This window comes from Rhodothermales bacterium (assembly GCA_041391505.1).
Lineage (GTDB): Bacteria > Bacteroidota > Rhodothermia > Rhodothermales > JAHQVL01 > JAWKNW01.
Map to the genome: position 1 here is coordinate 1 of JAWKNW010000033.1, position 21,044 is coordinate 21,044.

Genomic DNA, 21,044 nt, shown 5'->3' on the forward strand with positions numbered 1-21,044 from the left:
ACGCGCAAGTTGCCGATCTCGGCACGGCCGGATACGTTCAGCTACCGGGCGTCGACGTTCGTCCGACGGCATCGCGCGGCCGTGCTGGCTACCGCGCTCACCCTGCTGGCGCTCATGGCCGGCATCGTCACGACATGGCACCTTGCCCGCGCGGCGGACGTGGCCCGCGACCGCGCCGAACGCCGGTTCAACGATGTCCGATCACTGGCCAACACCCTCCTTTTCGACCTCCACGACGCCATCCGCGACCTGCCCGGCGCCACCCCCGCGCGCCGGCTCCTCGTGGCCAACGCCCGCATCTACCTGGACAGCCTGCTGCGTGAATCGGCCGGCGATGCGTCGCTCCAAGCCGAACTCGCCGAAGCCTACTTACGCGTCGGCGAAATCGAAGGCGACCCGCATTTCCCAAACCTCGGCGATCTCGACGCAGCCACCGCAAGCTACCGGGAGTCGGTCCGCCTGCACACCGAACTGGCGGCGATCCATCCGGAAGACGCCGGCGTCCGGCAGGCCCTGGCCGTCAGCCTCGGCCGCCTCGCCGTCGTACAGTCCTGGGGCGGCGCGAACATCGACGCCATCGCATCCAGCACGCGCGCGCTCACCATCCTTGATTCGCTTTCCGGCATCGCACCGCAAAACACCACGATCCGGCTGGACATCGGACGCATTCAGAGCGAACTGGGGTGGTGGCTCATCTGGGCTGGCCGCGTGGCAGAGGGCCTGGCACAGCTCGACCTCGCCGACGAGATCCTGGAGGACGCCGTACGCCGGCATCCTGACCACATCGGCCTCGGTATCGACCGATGGCGGGCCGTTTCTTATCGCGTCGACGGCCTCACCTGGAGCGACGCCAAGGCGGAAGCACTCGAACTCCTGGCGCGCGACGGGTGTCCGCTTCTCGCGAATCTCGACCGACGTTTCCCCAACCATCCGCGCATTCTGTCGAGCTTCAAAGCGTGCGTATACAAACTCGGCAACCTGTACATCGACTTCGGCCAGACCGAGGCCGGCATCGACGCACTCCGTCGCTCGCTCGCGCTGGCGGAGGACCTGGCACGTTCCGACTCCACCAACATCCAGGGGCTGCGCGGCATCGCCATCGTTCATGAGGCGCTCGGCAGCGTCTATCGTAGCCTTGGCGAGACGGACCTCGCCCTGGGCCATTTCCAGGAAGCGCTTACCCTCAAGAAAACCTTGTTCGCGCTGGACCCGGACCACGCGGAAGCCGGCAACACCCTCGCCAATACCCAGCGATCCCTGTGCACCTTCTTTTACGACGCCGGCCAGCCGGCGCGCGCGCTCGCGTACTGCCAGGATGCGCTGGAACGGCTCCGCGGGACCGTCGCCCAGGATCCCGGCAACGCCATCGGCAGAGAAAGCCTGGCGACAACCTATGTAGAAACCGCCCGCGTGCACGCAGCGCTGAGCCGGGAGGTGGGCGCCGGCGATCGGGCCAGACATCATCGCGACGCGGCCATCCAATTTTACGATCGGGCTCTCGACGAGATGGGCCGGCTGTCCAGCGCCGAGTTCAGCCGGTCCATTTCGCCCGACTCGGTTGCGGCCGAACGGGACACGTTCGTTCGTTGATGCCGGCTTTTCGGCCACTGCCTTGCATCTATCCTATAGTGCACTGATATTTGCTCGCATCGCTCCGGGTCCTGCACCCCGGCACGCGCTCTGTTTACTCATCTGAAAGGTCACTCGATACCGCCATGAAAAAGCTGTTGAAGTGGGTGGGGATTGTTGTCGCTGTCGCACTGGTTCTCGTCGCCATCACCGGTTTCATGCTGATGCAGTCCGGTAAATCCAAGGCCATGGAGCGGTTTGAGGTGACGGGCCTCCTGGAGTCGGCCCCCTCCGATTCCGCCACGCTGGCCCGCGGCCTGCACATCGCGCAGACCCGCGTCTGTCACGATTGCCACGGCGAGGCGTTGGAGGGGAAGGTTTTCGCCGATGCGCCGCCGTTCCGCATGGTTGCGCCGAACCTGACGTCGGGCAAAGGGGGCGTCGCCGCCAGCTACCGCAGCATCTCGGACTGGGACCGATCCATCCGGTACGGCGTCCGGCCGAACGGAACCGCCCTCCTCATCATGCCGGCGCGCGCGTTTCACCACCTCAGCGACACCGACGCGGCCGCACTGATCGCCTATGTCAGGTCGATGCCCCCGGTGGATAACGAGTTGCCGGCGCGCGAAATCCGGCCGCTCGGGAACGTGCTGCTGGGAGCGGGGGCTCTCGACATCGCGATGGAAGTCCGCACCCAACCTGCGCGGAAAGCCGCACCGCCGGAGGGAGCCACACCCGAGTACGGGGAATATATCATCGACTCGCTCTGCGCCTACTGCCATGGCGACGACCTGGGGGGCGGACCGGCGCTCGAACCCGGAACCCCGCCGCCGCCCTCGCTGGCGGCTGCCAGCGCATGGCCGCTCGACCAGTTCGCGACCGCCATCCGGACCGGCATCGCGCCCGGCGGTCGCCAGCTCAATGCTCAATTGATGCCGACGATGGCGTTTTCGCATTTTACCGACCAGGAAATCGAGGCCGTCCACCGGTATCTCCAGCAACACTTCGGAACGTCGATGTGAGACGCGCCGGCAGGGCAATCGCATGCTCGCCGTGGCCGCGAGAAGCGTATGGGAGATGCTCACGTTTGAAGAGCAGGCGATTGCCCCGGGCACGCCGGCCGGCGACGTGTTTCTGATCGCCGCGCGTCGTATGCTTCGCCCGTACGCAGATGACGGATGAAGCGCGTGACGACGCGTCAGACCTCGATGAAACGACTCCTTACCGCGTTCGGGCCCTTCGCCGGCCTGGTTTTCGTATGTATCCTGTTCGCCGTCCTGAGCCCCTCGGCGTTCACGAGCTTTTACAATCTCAAGACCATCCTCACCCAGAGCGTGATCATCGGCATCGCGGCGCTGGGTATGACGTTCGTCATCATTTCGAAGGGCATCGACCTGAGCGTGGGGTCGCAGATTGCGCTGTCGACGGTGGTCGTGGCGCATCTGATCAACGCCGGCGGCGACACGCCCGGCTGGGGATGGGCGCTGACGGCGGCGGCCGGCGGCGTGCTCGCGGGCGGCCTGGTCGGGCTGCTGAACGGGGCCTTTGTCGCTCGATTCCGGATCGTCCCCTTCATCGTGACGCTGGGTTCGATGCAGATCGCGCGAGGCGTAGCCAAATGGATCGGGCAGGAGCAGACGGTTACGACACCCCGGAACGCGCTGAACGGGCTGATGCTGATTGACCCCGATCCGTCGTGGCTGGTGTTTGCGCCGGGGATCTGGATCTGCCTCATCGTGCTGGCTGCCGCGGCGCTCACGCTGAACCGCACCCTGCTCGGCCGGTACGTCTACGCCATCGGCTCGAACGAGCAGACGGCGCGACTGTGCGGCATCGCCGTCGACCGGTTCAAGATCATCATCTACACCCTGTGCGGCCTGTTGACGGGCGTCGCCGGCGTGCTGCAATACAGCTACCTCACCGTGGGCGACCCCACATCGGCCGTGGGGCTGGAGCTGGATATCATCGCCGCCGTCGTGATCGGGGGCGGATCGCTCAACGGCGGAGAGGGGAGCGCGACCGGTTCGATCGTGGGCGCGCTCATCATGGCCGTGCTCCGCAATGGGTGCAACATGCTTGGCGTGCCCAATTTCGTCCAGGAGATCATCATCGGCGCCATCATCGTGGGCGCGGTGTCGCTTGATCATCGCACATCGTAAAACGCAAAAGGCAAATCGAAGTCGCGGACGAACTCCAATTTGCCTTTTGCGATAGTCGATTTGCGCTCAGTCCGCGCTCACTCTTTCCCGTTTTTCCCGGTCCCGCCCTTGGTTTTGCTGGGCTCGAGGACGTTGTCGATGAGGCCGTAGGCTTTGGCTTCGGCGGCGCTCATCCAGTAGTCGCGCTCGGAGTCTTCCTTGAGGACGTCCACCGACTTGCCCGAGTGGTCGGCCAGGATCTCGTACAGGCGTTGCTTGATCCAGAGGATCTCGCGCGCCTGGATCTCGATATCGGCCGCGGTGCCCTGGCTGCCGCCGGAGGGCTGGTGCAGCATGATGCGCGAGTTGGGCAGCCCGGCGCGCCGGCCATGGGAGCCCGCCGCGAGCAACACCGAGCCCATCGACGCCGCGAGGCCGACACAGATCGTGGCGACGTGGCAGTTGACGAACTGCATGGTATCGTAGATCGCGAGGCCGCTGTACACCATGCCGCCGGGGCAGTTGATGTACATGTTGATGTCGCGATCGGGGTCTTCGCTCGCCAGATAGAGCAGCTGGGCAACGGCGAGGTTGGCGATCTGATCGTTGATCGGCGTACCGATGATCACGATCCGGTCTTTCATCAGCCGGCTGAAGATATCGTATGCGCGCTCGCCGCGCGACGTCTGTTCGACGACCATGGGGACGAGGCCGCTGATGGGCTGATCGCGGAAGGGGCCGCTGTAGATCTCGCCCGGAATCGACAGGCTTTTGGTAAATTTGAGAAAATCGTCGACCATAAATCTATCTACGCTTTCACGATGCGGTTGAAGGGAAATGGCACAGGGTCAATGACGCACGATTCAGGAGGTACGTCAACCGCACGGCTCCATCGAACGCTTTGAACATACATCGTCCATTTTTTGCGATTTCAAAGCGTCGCCGGCGGAATGACCTCCACACGCGCGCTCTTTTTCATCCATACGCCCCGGATCAAACTCCGTTCTACCCACACCGAAGAATCTTGCGGGCGAGCGATCAGGCGCCCAGGGGCTCTGCAGCGGCTTTTTTCTGGGCGTCGCGCGCCTTGAGCGCTTCGCCGTACGCCTCCGCCTCCAGCTCGTTCATGCGGAACCGGGCCGAGAGGACATCGATCACCTTCTTGCTGATCAGCTGCTGGTCGAGGTTCTTGTCCATCCCGGTGGCCTTGTAGTATTTCTGGTAGGCGCCGGCCATCTCCTCGTTGCCGCCGGCCATTTCCACGAAGAAGGCGTTGATGTCCTCCTCGGTCACCTCCAGCTTCTCCTGATCGATGACGGCGTCGCGGAGGAGCATCCAGCGGGCCTGGCGCACGGCTTCGGGGCGGTTCGCCTCGGCGAAGGTCGCGGGGTCGAGCCCTTCGGGGAGCCGGCCTTCGTTGCGGCGTTTCATGTCCTCGAGATAGGACGCGAGGAAGATATCCACGGCCGAACCGGGCACCTCGAAGTCATGCAGATCGAGCATCCGCATCACGATTTCGCCTTCGAGCAGCTCGCGCGACTGCCGCTCCCACATGGTCTCGATCTGTTTTTCGATCTGGCTGCGCAGCTCGCTTTCGGTCGATGCCTGGTCGTTGCTGACCCGTTTGATGAACGCCTCGTCCATCTCGGGCATCTTGCGGCGCTGCACGCTCTTCACCGTCACCTCGTAGGGATCGGTGGCGTCGCCGCCCACCTTCTCGCCGGACGGCCCGACGAGCAGCGGCTCGGCGCCGGCTTCCTCGTCGTCGGCCTCGGCCGGCAGCTCGACGCGGAACGAGGCGCCGGCCTTTTTGCCCACCAGCGCATCGCGCAGCTGATCGCGCAGCCGCTCGTCGTCCATGAAGAACGACAGGTCCTCATCGCGCGACCCGACGACCGGCGTGCCCGAGGCGCGATCCAGCCGCTGCATGTCGATCACGATATAATCTTCCTTCCCGATCTCCTGCTCGTCGGACGGATCCTCCAGCTCGGCCTGCTCGAGGAGCATGCGCTGGAGCCGGGTTTCGATCTCCTCCGGCTTGATCTCGTGCTTGAGCTTCAGAATCTCCTCGCCCGACAGATCGGCGATCGCGATCTCCGGGCGCACGCCAAAACGGAGCACGGCATGGAGATCGCCATCGAGCTGGTAGTTGAGTTCGGAGAGATCCGGCGAACCGATGAGCTTGTGCGCGCCGGGATCGACCACTTCATCCTGAAACGCGTTCTGGATAAACCGCTCGACCACATCCATCACGAGCGACTCGCCATAGAGCTTCTTGAGCATCGAGATCGGCACCTTGCCCGGGCGGAATCCTTTCACCTGAACCCGATTCCGCTGCTTGCGGAGCGCGTCCTCTACATGCGGCGCGAGTTCCTGAGCGGGGGCGTCGATGACGAGCTCAAATTCGACGGAATTGATCTGATTGATTGTGGTCTGCACGGCGATTCGGTCCGGATTCGGTGATATGCACTGGGGCACATTGAATCCGGCTGACCGATACGTGTTCCACGCCGGCGCCTACGAGGAAGCGCCCCGGCCCGCCGTCAGTTGCCGCGACAACGTGCGCATGTTGGCATCGATCAGATACTTCCACAACCCCGCGGTGCTTACCCAGAACTTGAACGTGCTGCCGTCGCGCAAACTCAGGATCATATTCGCCGCGCGGATCTGGCCGGCGCGCCACTCCACCTGCTCGACCTGCTCCAGCAGCAGCATCTTCCGGTACACGCCGCCGAGGGTGATTCCGGAGAATTCGATGCGATTCGGAAACAGGTGCGCGCGGGCAAAAAGCAGGCGCTGCTCCGGGTCCCTGAATCGGCTGGACAGCATCACATCTTCCGGCGCGGCCGCAGATGTGCTTGCCGACCCGTTGGTGGTCTTCGGCATGGGATAGCCCTGGCTTGGTGGAGGGGGTGGGGCTAGCCAGGGTATCGGCGCGGCGTCGGGGTGCTTTAGGACGCGGAATGGATCAGAAGTCGAACCCGATCGAGAAGTTGAGGCTCTGCCGCTTGAAACGCCGGCCGTCGTACGGCCAGGCAAAATCGAAGCGCAGGGGATAACCGAGGAAGATGGTCCGCAATCCCACGCCCGTGCTCAGCGCGAAGTCGTCGAAGATGCGCTTGCCCTGGGCGTCGACGGTGTACAGGTCGAACGGATTGTCGAATCCGCGACCGCCCCAGACGGCGCCGGCATCGAGGAAGGCCGCGCCCTGGATGTTGTACAGGGGGAGGAGCGGCAGCGGCCCGGGAAGGATCGCGGCGATGAGCGGGAAGCGAAACTCGGCGTTCACCAGTCCGAAGTTGGTGCCGTTGAGCGCGTTGATCCGGTAGCCGCGCAGCGGCATGATCGGCGTGGCCAGCACGAAGTCGGAGATGTCCTCGATCGGAAAGCCGTTGTTTTCGTCGAAACGCCGGTTGATCCAGTTCTGGAGGCCGGCGGTATAAAACAGCTGCTGCGTCGGCCCGATGGAGGTACCGCCCGAGAAGCGGAAGGCGAGCGTGTACAGCGATTGCCCGATCGAGGCGTAGGTCCGCGCGTCGCCCAGCAGCGTGACGAACCGGACGGTTTCGCCGGACAGGCCGAACGGGCTGCCGGCGAGGCTCACCGAGAACCGGGATCCCTCCAGAGGCGCCAGCGGCCCGGGCGTGGTGACGTCGCGGGTGAAAATCACGGAGGGATGGAGGAGCGCGCGGGTCAGGGCCGGCGCGGAGGGCTCCACGATGTCCGACTGGCTCACGCCCACCACCGAGAGGTCGACATCGACCCGGCGGAACTTGTCGAAGGGATAGGACGCCGTCAGGCTGACGCCATACTGGCGGTACCGGTAGATGGTTCGCCGGGCGAAGTCGGGCAGCAGCCGCGAAACGTGGAACCCGGATCCGCCCCAGTCCACCCGCTTCGGCAGGTAGACATAGGACATCATGTAGTCCGAGTTGCGCAGATCCACGAGCAGGTTGGAGGCCACCAGCACGCGGTGGTTGCCGAGCATGTCGCTGAAGATGATCTGCGTGATCCCCTGGACGCCGAAGAGCGCGTCGTAGCCGGCGGCGCCGTACACGAGGTCGGGCGAAAAGCGCAGCTTGTATTTGCGCGGCTTGTAGCGGCCGTCGACATCCACATTCCCGTGGGGCGTAAAGGGATTGATGAGATAGTCGAGTTCCTCGGCTTGCTGGTCTTCGGCGTTGGCGCTGAAGATGTAGTCGCGCAGATCCACGCGGACGTTCCCGTACCGGGAGCTGTCCCACTCGGCGTCGACGGAGAACGGGCTGTCGTTTTGCGCATCGGCGTCGTCGCGGGCGAGCATGAGCAGCCGCGACGCGAGGAAGTCATCGGTGCGCGACGTCGCCCGGGTGAAGGCGGTGCCGTCGGTCGCGTCGCGGAGAAACGGGTTGGCGAGCCGCAGGCCGTCCGGCGCCAGGGCGATGGCCGGCGCCGGCGTGAGGGTCTCCTGAACGACGCGCTGCGCCCAGACGTTGGGCGTCAGGTTGGCCTCGGGCAACACGCGATCGAAGGGGTTCTTGAGCACGTAGAGCTGGGGCCGGCCGCTTTCGAGGCTCATCAGCGCCGCCGTGCCGCCGTCCGCCGACAGGGACACCTGCGTGATGCCGTTCAGCGCGTTCGTGAGCGGGCGCACCAGGCCCGAGACGAGGTTTTTTTCGTAAAGGTTGAAGATCCCGTTGCGATCCGAGATGAACAGCACCCGCGTGGAATCCTCGCCGAATTTAGCGCTCCGATCGTCCCAGAGCTCGTTGAACGTGAGGCGTTCCGCCTCGTCGGCCCCGAGCGGGAGGAGGTAGACATCGTACTGCCCGAAATCGTGCTCCTGCATCGCGAAGGCGCCGGCCTCGAACTGCCCGAGGCGCGTGTAGGAGCCGCGGTCGCTGTGGAAGACGAGGGAGCGGCCGTCCGGGCTCCACGCCGGCTCGTGATCGCTGAACAGGTCGTCGGTGTAGTTGATCGTCTCGTGCGTATCGAGATCGAGGACGAAGATGTCGCTCTGGGCGTCGACCGATGCCTCGAAGGCGATCTGCTGCTCGGTGGGGCTCCAGGCGACGGAAATGATCTGATCGACGCCCGGCACGCGGTAGTGGATCACGTCGTGCGTATCCACATCGATCACCGCGATGGCGTCCGTCGGTCCGCTCTTGACGGCGAGGGCGATGTGCCGGCCGTCCGGGCTCCAGGAGATGCCGGGCGTCAGAATCCGCAGGCTCTCAAACTCGGCGCTGGTCTGCCCATCCACCAGTTTTTGCTCGATGGTCCCTTCGTTGGCGTCCGCGATGTAGACGTCGAACAGCCCGTTGCGCGTGGTGATGAACGCCAGCCGATCCCCCTGCGGCGAGAGGGACGGACTCGTGTTGTAGAAGCCCCCGTTCGCCGTCGTGATGATCGCCCGCGCGAAGTCGTTGACGTCCTCGCGGGCGGCGAGTTCGGGAAAATAGACCTGCTTGAGGGCGCGGTGCCAGCGTTCGGACAGCTCGTCGAGCGACAGGCCGGTCGCGCGTTTGAAGCTGGCCTCCACCGATTGCGAGAGGCGCAGCCGCTGCAACACTTCGGCGATGCGTTCCCGGCCGTACTGCTCGCCGATGTAATCCCACACGCCCTGGCCGGCCTGGTAGGAGGCGAAGCCGCCGATGTATTTCATCGGAGGGATATCGTCGTGCACGACGGCGTCGCGCATCCAGTCGTCCGCGTCCGAACTCCACCCTTCCGACGCGTATTCCGCGAGGCCCTCGTTGAACCAGTGGGGAATCTGGAGGCGGATGTTATTCTGGATGATGGACTGGAGCGATCCGCCGTAGAAAAAGTCGTTGAGCATCGCGTGCACCAGTTCGTGGTGCAGCGTCTGGCGGTACTGGCGGTAGTCGCCCACGAAGGGGATGGCGATGCGGTTCTTGTACGGCTCGGTGACGCCGGCGATGCCTTCGGAGAAGGTAGGCAGGTCGACCGCGTTGGTCACCACGAAGTCGTTGTGGCTCTGGTAGACGATGATCGGGATGCGCCCGTTGATCTCGATCTGGAGGAGCCGGCGGGCATGTTCGTAGGCCTCTTCCGCGAAGTGCGCCGTGTAATCCGCGAGGTCGCGCCCGCCTTCGTAATAGTAGATGTCGAAATGCCGCGACTGGAGATACGACCAGGTGAGTTCGGCATACTGCACCTTGTTTTTGCCGTACCGAAAATACTGAGCCGTCCCGGGTGCCGGCGCGCAAAGCCACGCGACCAGCACCACCAGCAACACACGGATCACAGCTCCGGTAGATCGCATCGGGAACGCCCGGTAAGGGGGATGGGACAGAATCGGCGGGCCTTGTATCCTTCTAGGCAGGCGGGGGGGAAGGGTTCCAGGTTTGAGGTTCAAGGTTCAAGGGCTTCTCACTCAAGCCCCTTGAACCTTGAACCTCAAACCTGGAACCCGAAACCCTTCACTCGTACCGGACCCACCGGATCAGGTCCTTGATGCGCGGCTTCTTGCCGTACATCAGGATGCCTACGCGGTAGATGCGGCTGCTGAGCCACATGGCGCCGAGGAACGTGCCCATCAGGATCACATACGATAGCCCCACCTGCCAGAACGGCACCTCCGTCACCGCGACGCGGACGACCATGAGGATCGGCGAGAAGAAGGGGATCATGGAAAGCACCGTGGCCAGGGTACTGTTGGGGCTTTCGACGAAAAACACGATGAACATGATCGGGATGATGATCAGGGCGTAGATCGGCGTGAGCAGGCCCTGGGCATCCTGCTGCTGCTCGACGACCGACGACACGGCGGCGAAGAGGCTGGCATACAGCAGATATCCCCCGATAAAAAACAGGACGAACCAGATAAAGACGCGCGGAGCGATCTGGGGGATCGTAAAATCGGCCGCCTGGAGCAGTTGCTCCTGCGTCGCATCGAGGGGCAGGTTGAGGTCGGCCGGGTTGAGGAACATCGACGCGATCCCGCCGGCGAAAAAGGTCGCCCCGAGCATCAGCAGGCTCCACGCGATCATCTGCACGAGGCCCACGGCGCCGATGCCGAGCACCTTCCCCATCAACATCTGAAAGGGGCGTACCGACGACACCATCACCTCGATGACGCGGGTGCTTTTCTCTTCGAGCACGCCCTGAATCACATAGGCCCCGTAAATGAACATCGCGGCGTAGATGATGAAGCCCATGATGTATCCCAGGATGGAATAGAAGGCGGCGCTGTCGGCCTGCTCGCCTTCTTCGGTCAGCTTGACGGCGCGCACCGGAATGCTGGATTCGAGGATGTCGAGGATATCCTGGGAGACGTTTTTCTCCGCGAGCCGGTAATCCTCCAGCGACCGGCTGAGGGCGCGTTCGAGGCGCGACTCACCCGAGAGGCCGCTGCCTTCCACCGAATAATACACGGCCTCCCCCTCGTCCTGCATCAGGCCGGCCGGCAGCGTCAGGTAGCCGTTGTACACCCCTTTGACCACCGCGTCGCGCAGGGAGTCGAGCGGCGACTCGGTCCGGACGAACACAAACCCGTCCGCCGCGTGCCGCTGCAGCCCGTCGAACAGGGCGCTCGTCTCGTCGATCACGGCGATCCGGCGCTGTTCGCTTTCGGAGGCGGCGAGCCCGATCACCGCCGGCAGGATGGCCATCGCGATCAGGATCACGGGCGCCAGCAGAGTGCCCACGATAAACCAGGTGGATCGCACCCTCCGTATAAACTCGCTTTTCAGTACTATCCAGATCTTTTTCATCGAGGCTGACGGCGTGTTCAGACGTTTACGCGGCGGGGTCCGGGTGCACGGGTTCGGGGGCGGTCCCCTGCCGTGCCGGAAGGTGCTCAGGAAGCCGTTCGCGCGGTGGCTTGTCCTTCGACCACGGAGACAAAAATATCGTTCATCGAGGGTTCGACGCGTTCGAAGCGGTGGATATCCTCGCCGGCGGCCATGGCCCGTTCGAGCACGATCGACGGATGCCGGTCGTTCAGCATCTTGAGTTCGACCCGGTGGGCCGTCCGCTCGCTGACGCTGATGACGCCTTCCTGCACGAGTTCCTCCACAAACATCCCCTCGCCGCCAAACTCGACGACGACGCGGTTGCGGCCGAAACGCTGCTTCACCTCACGCAGCGGGCCGTCGAGCACGATTTCTCCCCGCGAGATCAGGCAGATGTCGTCGCAGAGCTGCTCCACCTGCTCCATGCGGTGGGAGGCGAAGAGGATGACGCGGCCCTGCTGTTTCATGTCGAGGATGACTTCCTTCAGCACGCCGGCGTTGATGGGGTCGAGCCCGCTGAACGGCTCATCGAGGATCAGCAGTTCGGGCTCGTGGACGACCGTGCTGATAAACTGCATCTTCTGCTGCATCCCCTTCGACAGCTCCTCGGTCTTCTTCGAGGCCCAGTCGAGCGCGTCGAACCGTTCGAGCCAGTGCTTGACGCGGCGGTTGGCCTCGGGGCGCGACAGGCCCTTGAGTTCGGCGAGGTAGACGAGCTGCTCGCCCACCTTCAGCTTTTTGTAGAGGCCGCGTTCCTCGGGCAGGTATCCCATCCGCTCCTGGCTCCACACGCCGACCGGCTTGCCGTTGAACGTCACCCGCCCGCTATCGGGGATGGTGATGTAGGCGATCATGCGGATCGTGGAGGTCTTGCCGGCGCCGTTGGGCCCGAGCAGCCCCATCACGCGGCCCGATCGGGCTTCCAGGGAGACGTTGTTGACGGCCTTGACCTGGCCGTATTGCTTGGATACCTCTTCTACACGCAGTTCGGTCATACAAACGGATGGAAGGCGGGAAAGTGGGTTGCAGCGCCGATTCGCTCTACGTCATGTCCATGAGAGGTTACACGGCGCGGCAAAAAAACACCCCGCCGCCGTGCGCGCGGGGATCACAGCAGGGGAAGGGTGGCCTGCGGGATGGGGATGAGGTAGTGCTGCTCGAAGACATCCTCGTGAACCCCGAACTCGCCCGTACCCCGAAAATCGACGGCGACATACGGGCCCACGACCCGTTTGACCTCGCCGATGCCGTAATACGCCGGCATCGGTCCGTAATACACCAGCTCCCCCATGAGCAGCTCCTTTTTCTTGCGCGCCCGGCGGTGAAATGCCGGTACGCTCGGAAGCAGCTCGAGGCGGTACGGACTCAGGCCATATTTAGCTCCAGACGCCATCGATGACTCGTTTGTTAGGCCCCCTACATACGCCTCGTCCATGGTTCAAGATTCCAGAAAACCCCAGCGAGAATAACCGGAAGTACCCATAAGATTCAAACGAATTCGTCGAAATTCGTAAAAATGAAGGACTCACGCAGTTTCTTATTCACAATCATTTGGTTAGATTGATTCGGTTCGATATAAAAAGGGAAGCTCAAACCCGCCCCCGGCGGCCGCAGGCTTATCAATAACCCCACCTACGTTCAAGCACCGGCTTCTGTACGGTCTTTTGCTTTTTATCGCGAACACTCCCATCCTCGTCCTTAACAGTTCATGAAGTACCCGACAAAAATTGTGGACAGACAAGTAGGGCGCAATGCCGAGCTCTTCGCCCGAGCGATTACCAAACTGGAAACGCCCGAACAGCGCTATCCGTACCTCCGTATCCTGATCAGCATTGTCGAACAGGCCCACCCGGAGTGGAACCAGGCCCCCCAGAAAGACCGGCAGATGGGGCAGATGATCGCCAAGATGTGCGACGACCTACTCGAAGTGGATGAAGTCGCCGAAGTGGTGCGCGTCCGCGACGAAGAACGCGGCTATTTCTACGATTGATCGAGTTCTACGCTTGATCGCGGCAGCCGCCACCCACCTGCGCGCGGCTACTCGATGATGCGCCCCGGGTTGTCCCGGAGAAAACTTGCCCAGTTCTTGTGATGGCCCGCCTGCCGGCTGTCCCCCCGATGCCCGTGGCACAGCGCCACCGCCAGCGCGTCCGAGGCATCGAGGTCCACCTGCAGCGCCTCGTCCATCGTCAACAGCTTTCTGACCATATACCACACCTGCTCCTTCGACCCGTTGCCGTTGCCCGTGACCGAGCGTTTCACCTCCTTCGGGGTGTACTGCGTGACGGGTAATTCCCGGTTGAGGACCGCCAGCATCGCCGCCGCCTGTGCCCGGCCGAGCTTGAGCATCGATTGGGGGTTGTTGCCGTAAACGGGCATCTCGATGGCGCATTCGTCCGGCAGCGACCGGGCGATCACCTCCGTCACCCGGTCATAGATGTGCTTCAACCGCCATTCGTGACTCTTCGACGCGTCCAGCCGCAACACCCCGAACTCCACGAGCCGCTCCCGGCCCCGCTCGACATCGATGACGCCGTAGCCAGTAAAACGCGAGCCAGGATCGATGCCGATGATGCGCAAAATAGGTTTAAGGTTCTGGGTTTAAGGTTCAACGGTTGTACGCGATGCCCGGTTCACCCGCCTTGAACGTGGAACTCCGAACCTTGAACCCTTACGACAACGCCTCGATCGTCGCTTCGTCGAAGTGGAGGGTCGTGGTGACGGACTGTACGTCCTGGTTGTCCTCGAGCATTTCGATCAGGATGGCGAGCTTACGGGCGACCTCGGGCTCGACGGACACGGTGCTCGTCGGGACCCGGATCAGGTTGGCCTCGGACGGCTCGATGCCCTTCTCGCGCAACGCGGCCTGCACGGACCCGAAGCTCTCCACCGGCGTCGTGATCACGAAGACGTCGTCTTCCAGCACCAGATCTTCGCCGCCGGCCTCGGCGACCAGTTCGAACAGCTCCATCTCGTCGCGGCCCTCGGCCGGCACTTCCAGCTGGCCCTTCCGCAAGAACTGAAACGCGACCGACCCCGTCTGCCCCATGCTCCCGCCGTATTTGCTGAAGATGTGACGCACATCCGCGACCGTGCGGTTGGTGTTGTCGGTCAGGCAGTCGACGTAAATGGCGACACCGCCGGGGCCGTAGCCCTCGTAGCTGACCTCCTCGTAGTCCGCGCCGGCGATTTCTCCGGTGCCCCGCTTGATGGCGCGTTCGACGTTGTCCTTGGGCATGTTCTCGGACTTCGCCTTGTCCACGGCGAGGGCCAGACGGGCGTTCATGGACGGATCGCCGCCGCCCTCCCGGGCGGCAATCATGATATCACGCGCGATACGCGCCCAGGACTGCGAGCGCTTGGCGTCGGTCACTGCCTTCTGGCGCTTGATTTTGGACCATTTACTGTGGCCTGACATACTCTAGCAGCGGTATACGGGTTGTTGCGAAAAGAAAGGGGGCAGTATAAACCTCGCAGGCGGCGCATCGGGTCCCGCCGGCCGGCGAGTTTGCGAACGGCGCGCCTCGCTTCAGGTTCGCGCCGGCCGGTCGCGGGTGCGGTAGAGAAACTTGAGCCCGGACCAATCGGCGTCGATCGCGCACACCTTCACGTCCACGAGCCCGTGCCGGAGCCCGGTTTCGCGGACGATGTTGCCGTCGAGGTCGGCGGCGAGCTTCGAGGTCTTTTTCGGCCACGAGATCCACAGCGTCCCCGCCGGCGCGAGATGCGCCTTGAGCATCGGAAACGCCATCTCGAGTTCGTCCGCATCCCGAAAGAAGCCGTGGATGTAGCCGAGGTCGGGCTCGGGGTGATCCACCAACACCACCCCCTCGGGGAGTTCGCCGAACAGCTCGAAAAGATGCGCGGGCGGGTACATGAACAGCGCCCGGCAGCCGGCTTTCAGACCCAGTTTCTTGAGGAGCGGATTGGCCATGCGGGATACGCGGTGCGATGCAGGGATTCGGGGCGAGCCATGGTGGCGGCTAGAATACGGCCACCAGCAGCGCGATGGCGGCGGCGATGACGAGGCCGATGCCGGCGAGCGCGGCCACCCCCACCACGGCCAGGACGAGGGGGTTGACCATCCGGAAAAGGACGGTGTATTCGACGAGCATCTCGCGGCTGCTTCCGACGAGGGAGCGGATGTCGCGGATCGCGCCGACGAGGCGAAACGCGCGCTGATCGGCGGATGACTCGGCATCCTGCACCGCCGCTCGCCAGGCCATGGCGGCGTGCGCTTTCCCGGCGCCGGCGGTGGCGGCGAGCCGCTCGGGCAGCCGGGCGATCGAAAGGAGCCCGCGATAGAACAGATAGACGATGCCCGCCGGCGCGAGCAAGGCCAGCAGCAAGGCCCCGATCGCCATCCACGCCGCCGCGCTTTCGAACTGGAAGGGGTAAAACAGGCTCCCCCACAGACCCATCGCCGCCAGCACGAAGACGGCGGCGGCGCTGCGAACCTTGCCCACCACCGCATGGGCGCGCACGGATACGGCGGCGACCAGGCGTTCGGTTCGGCCTTCTGGGGGTGTCTTCTGGGCTGGTTCCATGGCTCCCTTTCAGGAACGGGGCGCGGGCGCGCCCTCGAGGATGGCGTCCTTGATCTGCATCAGATAATCGAACGCCGCGTCATGTTCGTTGGGGATCACGCCTTCGAGAATGGCCTCGCGGACGGCCTCCTTGAGGAGTCCGATGGCCTTCCCGGGCGGCAGATTGAGCGTCTGCATGATCTCGATGCCGTCGACCGGCGGCTGGAAGTTGCGGAGCTTGTCGTTTTCCTCGACCTCCACGAGGCGCGCGTCGACGCGGTCGAACGCGTCGAGGTAGCGCTGGACGCGGCGCGGATTCTTCGACGTGATGTCGGCCCGAACCAGCGTCATCAGATCCTCGATGTCCTCGCCGGCATCGAACAGCAGCCGGCGCACGGCCGAGTCGGTCACCTGCTCGTCGACCAGCGACACGGGCCGATGATGCAGGCGCACCAGTTTCTGGACATACCGCATCCGGTCGTCGAGCGGCAGCTTGAGCTTTTTGAACACGCCGGCGACCATGCGCGCACCGCGGTCTTCATGCCCGTGAAAGCTCCAGCCGACGCCTTCCGTGAACCGTTTCGACCGGGTCTTGCCGATGTCGTGCAGCAGGGCCGCCCACCGGAGCCACAGGGTCTCGGTGGGGGGGCGGCCGGCGGTCATCGCGACGAGGTTGTCCACCACCTGGAGGGTGTGGAAAAAATTGTCCTTGTGCTTGAGGCCGTCGATCGCCTCGACGCCGGCGAGGTCGGTCAATTCGGGCAGGATATGCCGCAGGAGGCCGGCCTCGTACAGGATGCGGAACCCGACGGACGGCATGCCGGCCATCATGATCTTCTGCAGCTCGTCCGTGATCCGTTCCCGGCTGAGGAGGGAAACGCGCCCGGCCTTGTCGCACAGGGCCTGAAACGTATCGGCGTGGAGTGTGAACCCCAGCTGCGTGGCGAAGCGGGCGGCGCGGATCATGCGCAGCGGGTCGTCCTCGAACGTAACATGCGGGTCGAGCGGCGTGCGAAGGATGCCGGCCTCGAGATCGGCGCGACCGCCGAAGGGGTCGAGCACCTCGCCGAACCGCTCGGCATCAAGCCGGAGGCCCATCGCGTTGATCGTGAAGTCGCGCCGGCGCTGGTCGTCTTGCAGCGAGCCCTCTTCCACGATCGGCTTGCGCGAGTCGCTCCGGTAGCTCTCTTTCCGGGCGCCGACAAATTCCAGCACCATCGCGTCGTCCGGCATGCCGGCAAGCGGGATGCGGATCGCGGCCGTCCCGAAGTTCTCGTACTGATGGACCGACTGCCCGCCGAGCCGGCGGGCCGCCGCCTTCGCGAGCCGCAGCCCGCTTCCATCCCCCAGGGATACAAAATCCAGCTCGGTCACATCCCGCTCCAGCATCAGATCGCGCACGACGCCGCCGACGGCATAGGCCTCGATGCCCGCATCCGCCGCCGCGCGGCCGACCTCGCGGAGGACGCCGGCGTAAGGCTGCCTGGCGATCTGTGGGGATAAGTTTGTCACGAGTGGGTTGGCAGGTTGCAGGTTGGATGGTTACAGGTTGGCAGGTTACAGGTTGAGGGCATGCTCCATACCAGAAAACCTGGAACCTGCCAACCTGCAACCTAATATCCCGCGACCATGCCGTCCTTGCGCATTTCGGTGGCGCCGTGGTACACGCCGGTCCGGGGGTCGCGGAGGATCATTTCGTAGCCGCCGTAGGCGCCTTTGTCGACGCGCACCGTGTGGCCCCGGGCGCGGAGGGCCTCGACGACCTCGGGGGATACGCCGCTTTCGAGATGGACGACCCCGCCGTCGGTCATCACCGTACCGGTCGGCTCGCTGCTCCCGTCATGGCGATAGCGGGCGGCATCGCCGGCTTCCTGCACGTTCATCCCGAAATCGAGGATGTTCGCGAGCACCTGCACGTGCCCCTGCGGCTGCATGGCGCCCCCCATTACGCCGAAACTCATGAACGGCTCCCCGTCCTTCATCACGAACGCCGGGATGATCGTATGAAACGGCCGCTTCCCGGGCGCATAGACGTTCGGATGCCCCTCCTCGAGTGCGAAGAGGGCGCCGCGGTCCTGGAACATGAAGCCCAGCCCGTCAGGCACCAGCCCGCTGCCGAGACCGAGGTAGTTGCTCTGGATGAGCGAAACCATCATGCCGTCCTTGTCGGCGACCGTCATGTAGATGGTGTCGCCTTCCTCGAGCTGCGCGGCGCGTTCATCCAGCTGCCGCATCGGCCGATCCATCCGGATCGTTTCGCGCTGCCGCGCGGCATAGTCCTTCGACAGCAATTGCGCGAGCGGCACCTTGTAGAAATCCGGGTCGGCATAGAACCGGGCGCGGTCCTCGAAGGCCAGCTTCTTGGCCTCGATCTGGACATGCAGGTAGTCGGCGCTGTTGTGTCCCATCGCGGCGAGGTCATAGCCTTCGAGGATGTTGAGCATCTGGAGCGCGGCGACGCCCTGGCCGTTCGGCGGCAATTCATAGACCTCGTAGCCGCGGTAGTTGACGGAGACGGGCTCGACCCAGTCGCCGTGATGGCTCTCGAAATCCGCTTTCCGGAGCGGGCCGCCGATGCGTCGCATGTAGGCGTCCATCACATCGGCCAGCTCGCCCTTGTAGAACGCGTCGCGCCCCTGGCCGGCGATCAGTTCGAGCGAGCGGGCGAGGCCTTTGTTGACGAACACGTCGCCCACCCTGGGGGCGCGGCCGTCGATGAGGTAGGTCGCCCGGTAGTTGTCCGTCTCCTCGATGTCCGCCGCGGCCGCCTCGAGCGCGCTGACGTTGAGGCCCCAGTCGTACGCGATGATTTCCGTGACGGCGTACCCTTCGCGGGCATACTGGATGGTCGGCGCTAGCAGGTCGCGCATCGGGAGCTTGCCGAACCGATCGTGGAGGGCGAACCAGCCGTCAACGGCGCCAGGCACCGAGACCGAGAGGGCGCCGCGATCCGGGATCATGGTTTTCCCGCGCGCGGCGAGCAGCGTCTTCAGGGTGGCGAGCGACTGCCCTTTCGGCGAACGCCCGCTCCCGTTGTAGCCATAGAGTTTTTTCGTTTTCGGATCAAAAACGATGGCAAAGAGGTCTCCCCCGATGCCGCAGCTGACCGGCTCCATGAGTCCCAGCGCGGCATTCGCCGCGATGGCCGCGTCCATGGCGGTGCCTCCTTTCTTCAGGATATCGATAGCAATCTGCGATGCCAGCGGATGGCTGGTCGCCGCGATGCCGTTACGCGCGAGCACCGCGCTGCGCGTGGCGAAAGGCTGACCGACCTCCCGATCCCCGCCGCCCTGTGCGGCGGCCGGCAACACGGCCAGGACGGAAACGGCGAGAAACAGCACGAGAGCGAGGTGGGAGCATGAGGCGTCCATACAGATTGCAGGTTGCGGGTGAAAGAAGTATGATGGGCTTCCAGCGCGCGCAGCGATCCGCGGCGGCCGGCATCTAAAATCAACCATACGGGCTAAATCTGCAATTCTACATGAAGGTCAATGGGATCCTGCTGCTTCTGCTCGCGCTGGCATGGCGCGGGGCGGCCAGCCAGCCTTCCGGCCAGATCTTTACCGTGATTCTCGAGGGCGGGCAGGTCTACGACGGCCTCGGCAACCCGCCCGTGCGCGCCGATGTCGGGCTCCTGGGCGACCGCATCGCCGCCATCGGCGACCTCAGCGGCCGGCGGGCGGCCACGCGCATCGACGCCGCCGGCCTGGCGGTCGTGCCCGGCTTCATCGACATCCACAGCCACGGCGACCGCGACATTTTTCTGCGCCCGGACGCGGGGAACTACCTGCGCCAGGGGGTGACCACCATCATCGCCGGCCCCGACGGCAGCTCGCTCCACCCCATCGGGGAGGCGCTGGGCCGGCTGGATGCCCGGCCGGGCGCCGTCAACTTCGGAACGATGATCGGCCACGGCACGGTGCGCGGCGAGGTGCTCGGGAACGAGAATCGCGCCCCGACGGCGTCCGAGCTGGAGCGGATGAAACAGCTCGTCGACATCGGGATGCGCGAAGGGGCCTTCGGCCTCTCGTCCGGTCTCAAGTACGTGCCGGGCGCCTACGCGACCACCGAGGAAGTCATCGAGCTGGCGCGCGTCGCCGGCCGGTACGGCGGCATCTACATCAGCCACATGCGCGACGAGGGGCTCGGGCTGATGGAGAGCGTCCACGAGACCATCCGCATCGGCGAGGAGGGCCGGCTGCCGACGCAGCTGACCCACCACAAAGTGATCGGCAAGGCGATGTGGGGCTCGAGCATCGAGACGCTGCGCCTGGTCGACGAGGCGCGCACACGGGGCATCGACGTGTCGATGGACCTCTATCCGTACACCGCGTCCAGCACCGGATTAACGGTCCTCTTCCCCTCCTGGAGCCTCGAAGGTACGCAGGGCGACCTCGTCGGCCGGCTGCGCGACCCCGAGCAGCGCGCCCGCATCCGGGAAGCCATCCTCTTCAGCCTCCGGGAAGATCGCGGCGGCGGCGACCCGGCGAACGTCGCGGTGGCCTACTGCCCCTGGGATACGACGCTCAACGGAAAAAATCTGTCGGACATCCTGCGCGAGCGCGGTCAGGACGCGACGCTCGAAAACGCTGCCGAGCTGGCGATGGATCTGCAGGAAAAAGGCGGGTTTTCGGGCATCTTTTATGCGATGCAGGAGGAGGACGTGCGGCGGATCATGCAGCACCCGATGACCATGATCGCCTCGGACGGCGGGATCCCGGCGCCCGGTGTCGGCAAGCCGCATCCGCGCAACTACGGCACCTTCGCCCGGGTGCTGGGTACCTATGCGCGTGACGAGAACGTGCTCTCGATCCCCGAGGCCCTCCGCAAGATGAGCAGCCTGCCGGCGTGGCGGCTCGGCCTCGCCGACCGCGGCGTCCTCCGCCCCGGCGCGATGGCAGACGTCGCCGTCATCAACCTGGATACCGTCGCCGACCCCGCGACCTTCCAGGACCCCCATCGGTACAGCCAGGGCGTCGTGCACGTATTCGTCAACGGACAGGCCGCCCTGATCGATGGAGAACCGACCGGCATCCGGGCCGGCCGGGCATTGCGGCACTGAGGCGCGAGCGCAG

19 protein-coding genes are annotated in these 21,044 nt (G+C 64.5%); 6 read left to right on the forward strand and 13 right to left on the reverse strand.

Features of this window, described 5'->3' with window-relative positions:
- The 4 genes from R2834_21750 to R2834_21765 form a co-directional block, all read left to right on the forward strand.
- The coding region (locus R2834_21750; protein ID MEZ4702972.1) for a hypothetical protein at positions 1–1,590 on the forward strand (1,590 nt) is incomplete at its 5' end.
- Positions 1,591–1,715: 125 nt separating this feature from the next.
- Positions 1,716–2,591, forward strand: coding sequence for a cytochrome c (locus R2834_21755; GenBank protein MEZ4702973.1), 876 nt, complete (start codon positions 1,716–1,718; stop codon positions 2,589–2,591).
- Between the two features lie 22 nt (positions 2,592–2,613).
- Positions 2,614–2,751, forward strand: a complete 138-nt coding sequence (locus R2834_21760; GenBank protein ID MEZ4702974.1) for a hypothetical protein — start codon at positions 2,614–2,616, stop codon at positions 2,749–2,751.
- Positions 2,752–2,777: 26 nt separating this feature from the next.
- Positions 2,778–3,728 (forward strand): ABC transporter permease, encoded by a 951-nt coding sequence (locus tag R2834_21765; GenBank protein ID MEZ4702975.1) that lies wholly within the window; start codon positions 2,778–2,780, stop codon positions 3,726–3,728.
- A gap of 77 nt (positions 3,729–3,805) precedes the next feature.
- On the opposite strand, the gene R2834_21770 is transcribed toward R2834_21765, so the two are convergent.
- From R2834_21770 to R2834_21800, 7 genes are all read right to left on the reverse strand, one after another.
- A complete protein-coding gene (locus R2834_21770) occupies positions 3,806–4,507 on the reverse strand; it encodes an ATP-dependent Clp protease proteolytic subunit (GenBank protein ID MEZ4702976.1) in 702 nt (233 codons plus the stop codon).
- A gap of 238 nt (positions 4,508–4,745) precedes the next feature.
- The gene (gene tig / locus R2834_21775; protein MEZ4702977.1) at positions 4,746–6,146 is read right to left on the reverse strand and encodes a trigger factor; all 1,401 of its coding nucleotides are present in this window, start codon (positions 6,144–6,146) and stop codon (positions 4,746–4,748) included.
- Positions 6,147–6,224: 78 nt separating this feature from the next.
- The gene (locus R2834_21780) at positions 6,225–6,593 is read right to left on the reverse strand and encodes a hypothetical protein (GenBank protein MEZ4702978.1); all 369 of its coding nucleotides are present in this window, start codon (positions 6,591–6,593) and stop codon (positions 6,225–6,227) included.
- 82 nt (positions 6,594–6,675) lie between these two features.
- Positions 6,676–9,972, reverse strand: a complete 3,297-nt coding sequence (locus R2834_21785; GenBank protein ID MEZ4702979.1) for a BamA/TamA family outer membrane protein — start codon at positions 9,970–9,972, stop codon at positions 6,676–6,678.
- Positions 9,973–10,129: 157 nt separating this feature from the next.
- The gene (locus R2834_21790) at positions 10,130–11,356 is read right to left on the reverse strand and encodes an ABC transporter permease (GenBank protein MEZ4702980.1); all 1,227 of its coding nucleotides are present in this window, start codon (positions 11,354–11,356) and stop codon (positions 10,130–10,132) included.
- Positions 11,357–11,508: 152 nt separating this feature from the next.
- The gene (locus tag R2834_21795; protein ID MEZ4702981.1) at positions 11,509–12,438 is read right to left on the reverse strand and encodes an ATP-binding cassette domain-containing protein; all 930 of its coding nucleotides are present in this window, start codon (positions 12,436–12,438) and stop codon (positions 11,509–11,511) included.
- A gap of 113 nt (positions 12,439–12,551) precedes the next feature.
- The gene (locus R2834_21800; protein ID MEZ4702982.1) at positions 12,552–12,836 is read right to left on the reverse strand and encodes a hypothetical protein; all 285 of its coding nucleotides are present in this window, start codon (positions 12,834–12,836) and stop codon (positions 12,552–12,554) included.
- Positions 12,837–13,172: 336 nt separating this feature from the next.
- Between R2834_21800 and R2834_21805 the strand changes: the two genes are divergently transcribed.
- On the forward strand, positions 13,173–13,433 hold the full coding sequence (locus tag R2834_21805) for a DUF4290 domain-containing protein (GenBank protein MEZ4702983.1): 261 nt from the start codon (positions 13,173–13,175) through the stop codon (positions 13,431–13,433).
- 47 nt (positions 13,434–13,480) lie between these two features.
- On the opposite strand, the gene ruvC is transcribed toward R2834_21805, so the two are convergent.
- The 6 genes from ruvC to ggt form a co-directional block, all read right to left on the reverse strand.
- Entirely contained in the window at positions 13,481–14,023 is a 543-nt protein-coding gene (gene ruvC / locus R2834_21810) for a crossover junction endodeoxyribonuclease RuvC (protein MEZ4702984.1), read from the reverse strand.
- Between the two features lie 91 nt (positions 14,024–14,114).
- Positions 14,115–14,861: a YebC/PmpR family DNA-binding transcriptional regulator gene (locus R2834_21815; GenBank protein MEZ4702985.1), complete on the reverse strand. Its 747-nt coding sequence runs from the start codon at positions 14,859–14,861 to the stop codon at positions 14,115–14,117.
- A 111-nt stretch (positions 14,862–14,972) separates the two neighbouring features.
- A complete protein-coding gene (locus R2834_21820; GenBank protein ID MEZ4702986.1) occupies positions 14,973–15,377 on the reverse strand; it encodes a hypothetical protein in 405 nt (134 codons plus the stop codon).
- Positions 15,378–15,426: 49 nt separating this feature from the next.
- Positions 15,427–15,990 carry a hypothetical protein gene (locus R2834_21825; GenBank protein MEZ4702987.1) on the reverse strand — a complete coding sequence of 188 codons (564 nt, stop codon included), beginning with the start codon at positions 15,988–15,990 and terminating at the stop codon, positions 15,427–15,429.
- A gap of 9 nt (positions 15,991–15,999) precedes the next feature.
- Positions 16,000–17,481 (reverse strand): HD domain-containing protein, encoded by a 1,482-nt coding sequence (locus R2834_21830; GenBank protein ID MEZ4702988.1) that lies wholly within the window; start codon positions 17,479–17,481, stop codon positions 16,000–16,002.
- A gap of 101 nt (positions 17,482–17,582) precedes the next feature.
- On the reverse strand, positions 17,583–19,340 hold the full coding sequence (ggt, locus tag R2834_21835; protein MEZ4702989.1) for a gamma-glutamyltransferase: 1,758 nt from the start codon (positions 19,338–19,340) through the stop codon (positions 17,583–17,585).
- A gap of 110 nt (positions 19,341–19,450) precedes the next feature.
- On the opposite strand from ggt, the gene R2834_21840 reads away from it, so the two are divergent.
- Positions 19,451–21,031 carry a D-aminoacylase gene (locus R2834_21840; GenBank protein MEZ4702990.1) on the forward strand — a complete coding sequence of 527 codons (1,581 nt, stop codon included), beginning with the start codon at positions 19,451–19,453 and terminating at the stop codon, positions 21,029–21,031.
- The last annotated feature ends 13 nt before the right edge of the window (positions 21,032–21,044 follow it).